The organism is Ruegeria intermedia (assembly GCF_900129345.1).
GTDB lineage: Bacteria > Pseudomonadota > Alphaproteobacteria > Rhodobacterales > Rhodobacteraceae > Ruegeria > Ruegeria intermedia.
The window spans coordinates 1-5,746 of record NZ_FQVK01000054.1 but is presented as its reverse complement, the minus strand read 5'-3'; the positions used below and the strand labels follow the sequence as shown (position 1 = coordinate 5,746).

General features: G+C 58.9%; 5 protein-coding genes and 1 pseudogene. All 6 read left to right on the top strand.

All coding sequences use genetic code 11. The features are described from left to right. Positions 1-228 (top strand): hypothetical protein (locus F3H26_RS19550; protein ID WP_188127819.1); only part of this gene is annotated, 228 nt, incomplete at its 5' end. Further along, positions 177-950, top strand: a complete 774-nt coding sequence (locus tag F3H26_RS18920; RefSeq protein WP_149777521.1) for a hypothetical protein — start codon at positions 177-179, stop codon at positions 948-950. The genes F3H26_RS19550 and F3H26_RS18920, both read left to right, overlap by 52 nt. A 260-nt stretch (positions 951-1,210) precedes the next feature. Further along, a pseudogene (locus F3H26_RS19795) lies at positions 1,211-1,387 on the top strand (type I restriction-modification system subunit M N-terminal domain-containing protein); the annotation flags it as partial. A gap of 78 nt (positions 1,388-1,465) precedes the next feature. Further along, entirely contained in the window at positions 1,466-3,148 is a 1,683-nt protein-coding gene (locus F3H26_RS18915) for an HsdM family class I SAM-dependent methyltransferase (RefSeq protein ID WP_223162592.1), read from the top strand. Beyond that, the gene (locus F3H26_RS18910) at positions 3,145-4,386 is read left to right on the top strand and encodes a restriction endonuclease subunit S (protein WP_223162591.1); all 1,242 of its coding nucleotides are present in this window, start codon (positions 3,145-3,147) and stop codon (positions 4,384-4,386) included. Before F3H26_RS18915 ends, F3H26_RS18910 begins: the two co-directional genes overlap by 4 nt. Beyond that, a complete protein-coding gene (locus F3H26_RS18905) occupies positions 4,383-5,678 on the top strand; it encodes a type I restriction endonuclease (RefSeq protein WP_223162590.1) in 1,296 nt (431 codons plus the stop codon). The genes F3H26_RS18910 and F3H26_RS18905 overlap by 4 nt, the downstream gene beginning before the upstream one ends. Positions 5,679-5,746 lie beyond the last annotated feature (68 nt).

Below are 5,746 nucleotides of genomic sequence, written 5' to 3'. Positions count from 1 at the left end.
AACGGTGATTTCGATCCGCGATCTCGCAAGTATTTCCATGCCCATCCGCAATACTGGAAGTCCGACGAGTTCTACGCGATCGCGCGAAGCCAGAAAACCGAAGTTCGCCCCTGCATCGAAGAAGAGCCGATGTTGGTGGAAGATCTGATCCAGGAGAAGGAAAAAGAGCGCCGGAGATGGCCGACTATCCGGCCCGCGGCAACCAGCTGCCGCCGGATGGTGTCATGACGCACCTTGACTACACCACCTATGCCCACGCCATTTTTGTGCGGCGGCTGATCGGGAATCCATACCGCACAACGATCTACATGGATCAGGACGAGGTTCTGCGGGCGGCCTATACCTCCGCTTTCGATGCCCGTATCGCCTTCGGCCGGGTGGAAATGGCCACAGTCCAGTTCCAGAAGCAGATGGACATCGACGAAAAGCGCCGGCTGTCGAATGCCTGCCGCCCAAGGATCCGGCAGCTGGCGATGGCTTGTGGTTGCAGTGAGGAGCTTGCGATCAGCAAAAAGATGGCTTGGGACTACGCGAAACTTTGCGCCCAAGAGCCCGACTGGCGGAACCGATGGGTTGCGCACCCTCGGGACACGACCAACGAACCGCGTCGTCGCGTGCAATACCTGACCGACACCAACCGGAAGAGCCTGATCGACATAGGCTGGACGCTGTCAGGCGCCACGCTGGCGCCTGTCGACAACTATTTCATGCGCATCAGGAGAAAGCTCTACTACCTGGAGCGTCCGATCCCGTCGCACACCAACGCGAACCGCCTCCACTATGGCTACAGCGCCTATGATCCCAAAAGAGTGGTGCAATATCTGGAGATCTTCCGGGTGTTCACGAACTACATCCGCAAGGATGATGATGGGGTGACTCCAGCCATGAAGTTCGGGCTGGCCAAGGGGCCGTTGAAGTTCGAGGATATTCTTTATTGGCGGCCTTTCTGAAGGCACTGTAAGATTTCTCATACATGCCTTCGAACGATGCGTAAAAAGGCAGAGCAGAACGCTAAGACTCAACCCAGGGTCGTTGTATTTCTTGACGAAATCTGTTTCGTTTCGACACTAAATGGCCAACCTTCCAAGAAGACCACACATCCCAAAATACCAAGCAAGAAAAGACGAGCATCATGGCAGGCAACAACAACTCTTCCCTGGCGGATTTCATCTGGAAAAACGCCGACGATCTCTGAGGCAACTTCAAATACGTCGAGTTCGGCAAGATCATCCTGCCGTTCACCCTTCTGAGGCGCCTGGAGTGCGTGCTGGAGCCGACCCGGGACCAAGTCAACGAGATGCACAAGTCCATGGCCGATCAGGGGCTCGACATGGACGTGGTGCTCCGCCAGGTGACCGGCTTTCCCTTCTACAACACCTCAACCTAATCCCTGAAAAGCCTGGGCGCCACGCGCACGCGCCAGAACCTCGAAGATTACATCGCCCGCTTCTCGGACAATGCCCGCGTGATCTTCGAGCAGTTCGATTTCGCCAACACCATCGCCCGGATGGACCGCGCCGGTGTGCTCTACAAGATTTGCCAGAACTTTGCCGCTATCGACCTCCACCCCGAGGCCGTGCCCGAGCGGGTTATGTCCAACGTCTACGAGCACCTGATCCGCCGCTTCGGGGCCGAGGTCAACGAAGCGGCTGAAGACTTCATGACTCCGAGGGACGTGGTGCACCTGGCCATCGAGCTGCTGCTCGACCCGGATGACCAGATGTTCGTCGGCAATCCCGGCCTCATCCGCACGCTCTATGACCCGACCTGCGGCACCGGCGGCTTTCTTTCCGACGGCATGGAACATGTCCGCAGCCTGCAGGACCGCTATTCCATCGCGCCGGTCATTGTGCCCTATGGTCAGGAACTGGAGCCCGAAACCCACGCCGTCTGTCTTGCCGGCATGCTGCTGAAGACGATTGAAAACGATCCCGGCCGCGACCTGTCACAGAACATCAAACTCGGCAGCACCCTTTCGGCCGACAAGCACAGAGGCGAGAAGTTCCACTACTGCGTCTCGAACCCGCCCTTCGGCAAGAAATGGGAGATGGATCAGACGGCGGTTGTCCGCGAACACAGGGAGCAAGGCTTTGAGGGCCGCTTCGGACCCAAGCTGCCGCGGGTCAGCGATGGTTCCATGCTGTTCCTGCTGCACCTGCTGAGCAAGCTGGAAGACCCGGAAAAAGGCGGTGGCCGCGCCGCCATCGTCCTGTCCGGCTCTCCGCTCTTCAACGGCAATGCCGGCCAGGGGGAATCCGAGATCCGCCGCTACCTTCTGGAGCAGGACGCCGTGGAGGCGATCATCGCCCTGCCGACCGAGATCTTCTTCCGCACTGGCATCGGCACCTACATCTGGATCCTGTCCAACAAGAAGCCCGCGCAGCGCAAGGGCAAGGTCCAGCTGATCAACGCGACCGAGATGTTCGAACCCATGCGCAAGAGCGAGGGCAACAAGCGGCGCAAAATCGGCGACGACCAGATCCGCGAAATCGTCCGGATGTATTCAGACTTTGAGCCGACGAAGCAAAGCCTGATCCTGGAGGCCGAGGAGTTCGGCTATCGCCGCATCAAGGTGCTGCGCCCTCTGCGCAAGAAGATCGTCCTCTCAGAGGAAGGGTTCGATGCCCTGGCCGAGGAAAAGGCCTGGGAAAAGCGCAGCGCGGAACAGCAGGCCGCATGGCGTGCCGCGCTATCCGAACACATGGGCGAAGAGCAGGGCTGGCAATGGATCGAGGCCTTCGCCAAGAACGCCGCCAAACGTGATACCGGGCTGGGCAAGGCCGATGCCGGGCTGATCAAGGCCTTCCAGAAAGCCTTTGGCGTGCAGGACCCGGACCTGGACCCGGTTCTGGACAAGAAGGGCAACGTCATCCCCGATGATGACCTGACGGATTACGAGAACGTCCCGCTGGGCACCGATATCCTCGACTACATGGCAACCGAAGTGCTGCCCCATGCCGAGGATGCCTATGTCGATGACAGCTATTGCGACGAAACCGATGGCGGCATTGGTGTGGTGGGATATGAGATCAACTTCAACCGCTATTTCTATGAATACCAGCCGCCGCGGGAACTGGACGACATTGACGCGGAGTTGAAGGCGGTTGAGAAGGAAATCGCGGCGATGCTGGCGGAGGTGACAGCATGACCGCTATGCCATTGACCGCCGATTTCAAACTGCCAGCTGGATGGAAGCATGTTCCTTTGAAGCGCAATCTGCGCCGCCTCTCTGACAAAACAAAGAAAGGTGAAAGAGTCGTGGCCCTCGAGAACATCGAGAGCTGGACTGGAAAGGCAGTGGAAACTGGCTCGACTTTTGATGGTGACGGGGTCGCCTTTCAAAAAGGTGACATTCTGTTCGGAAAACTTCGGCCCTATCTGGCAAAAGTTTACCTGACCGAGACTGACGGAGAAGCCGTTGGCGACTTATGGGTGCTCCGACCGCAGTCCCAAATTGATCCAAGCTTTGCGGCGTATCAGTTGTTGGAGCCCGGATTCATTGATTTGGTTAACGGATCAACCACTGGCGCGAAGATGCCCCGGGCCGAATGGGGCTTCGTAGGTGCGATTCCTGTTCCCACGCCCCCTCTCGAAGAACAAACCGCCATCGCCCGGTTCCTCGACCGCGAGACCGCGCGGATTGATGGGCTGATCGAGAAGAAGACCCGCTTCATCGCGCTTCTGAAGGAGAAACGCGCCGCCGTGATCACTTATGCGGCGACCAAGGGCATTGATCCGGATGTGCCGATGAAGGATTCCGGTGTCGAATGGATCGGGAAGGTGCCCGCTCATTGGGCCACCACCCGTATCGCGGCCTTGTTCCGCGAAGCGTTCCGAGCACCTGATCCCAATCTTCCTGTGCTATCCGTCTCTATCCATGACGGTGTCACCGATGGTGAATTGTCGGATGAAGAGCGTGACCGCAAAGTAGCTCTCAGTGAAGACCGGACAAAATACCAAGGCGTGGCGCCTGGCGATCTGGTCTACAACATGATGCGCGCTTGGCAGGGCGCCTTTGGCGCCGTCGCCGTAAATGGCTTGGTTAGCCCCGCCTATGTGGTTGCCCGGCCTATCGCCGAGTTCCGCACTAAGTTCGTCGAGCACCTGCTGCATACGAAATCCGCCGCCGAGGAAATCCGCCGGTTCTCTCGGGGTATCGCGGACTTCCGCATGCGGCTTTATTGGGATCATTTTCGAAATCTGCGGATCTGCCTGCCTCCCTTGGAAGAGCAGGACGCAATCCTGTCGCGCATCGAACGAGAAACCCGGCGCATCGACGCCCTAATCACCAAAACCGAGCGCAGCATCGCGCTTCTCAAGGAAAAGCGCGCGGCCCTGATCACCGCCGCCGTGACTGGCAAGATTGACGTAAGGAGCGCGGCATGAGCGACCTGCACCACGAAAAGCACCTTGAGGCCTATGTCGTCCAGAAACTGGTCGAGCAGGGCTGGCTACTGGGATCCTCGGATCATTATGATCAGGACCATGCCATGTATCCCGAGGATATCGAGGCATGGGTTCAAACCACCCAGAAGGCCAAGTGGGACAAGCTGGTTGCCCTGAACGGCGACAAAGCCCGCAAGGTGCTGATGGACCGGTTGGACGCGGCGCTGGAGAAGAACGGCACCATCCACGTCCTGCGGCGCGGATTCGCCATCGCCGGCTGCGGGCATATCGACATGTCCGAGGCCGCGCCCGAGGACAAGCGCAACGAGGACGTGTTGCACCGCTACGCCGCCAACCGCCTTCGCGTGGTGCCTCAGCTGAAATACCACCCCGGCCGGGAACTGGCGATCGACCTCGGGCTGTTCCTGAACGGTCTGCCGGTGGCAACAGTTGAGTTGAAGACCGATTTCACCCAATCGGCCGAAAGCGCGCGCGAGCAATACAAGACCGACCGCCTGCCGGTCGATCCAGTCACCAAGCGCAAGCATCCGCTGCTGACCTTCAAGCGCGGCGCCATCGTCCATTTCGCCATGTCCGACAGCGAGATCTGGATGACGACCAGGCTCGCCGGCGAAAACACCTTCTTCCTGCCCTTCAACAAAGGCTTCGACGGCCATGGCGGCAACCCGCCGCGCGAAGATGGCGAATACCCGGTCGCCTATTTCTGGGAGGAGATCTGCCGCCCCGACGCCTTCCTGCGGATCTTCCACAACTTCGTCTATGTCGAGAAGAAGAACGTCGTCGACCTGAAGGGCAACTGGACGCTAAAGGAAACCCTGATATCCCCGCGCTTCCATCAGTTCGACGCGGTCAACAAGATGATCGCAGATGCCCGGGTGAACGGACCAGGGCAGGCCTACCTGTGCGAGCACAGCGCCGGATCCGGCAAGACCTCGACCATCGCCTGGACAGCGCATGACCTGGTCAAGTTGCGCACGGACGATGGAAAACCGATCATCGACACGGTGATCATCGTGACTGACCGGAACGTGCTGGACGGCCAGCTCCAGGATGCCGTGCAGCAGATCGACCATCAGAAAGGCCTGATCGCTGCGATCGACCGTGAGACCTCGTCGAAATCGAAAAGCCAGCAACTGGCCGAGGCCATGCTGAAGGGCACGCCCATCATCGTCGTGACGCTGCAGACCTTCCCCTATGCCATGGAAGCGGTGCTGACGGAAACTTCACTGAAGGATGTCAATCGGCATTCAGGATGCTTTTGCCATGTATGATGCCGGGGCAAAGATCGAAGAGGTCCAGGACCTCAACGTCATATACGACATGAAGGAAAGCCTCGACG

Bases quoted from the DNA above. Each gene is read 5' to 3' on its own strand.
- F3H26_RS18920 (WP_149777521.1), top strand. From the start codon at position 177: ATGGCCGACTATCCGGCCCGCGGCAACCAGCTGCCGCCGGATGGTGTC.
- F3H26_RS18910 (WP_223162591.1), top strand. From the start codon at position 3,145: ATGACCGCTATGCCATTGACCGCCGATTTCAAACTGCCAGCTGGATGG.
- F3H26_RS18905 (WP_223162590.1), top strand. From the start codon at position 4,383: ATGAGCGACCTGCACCACGAAAAGCACCTTGAGGCCTATGTCGTCCAG.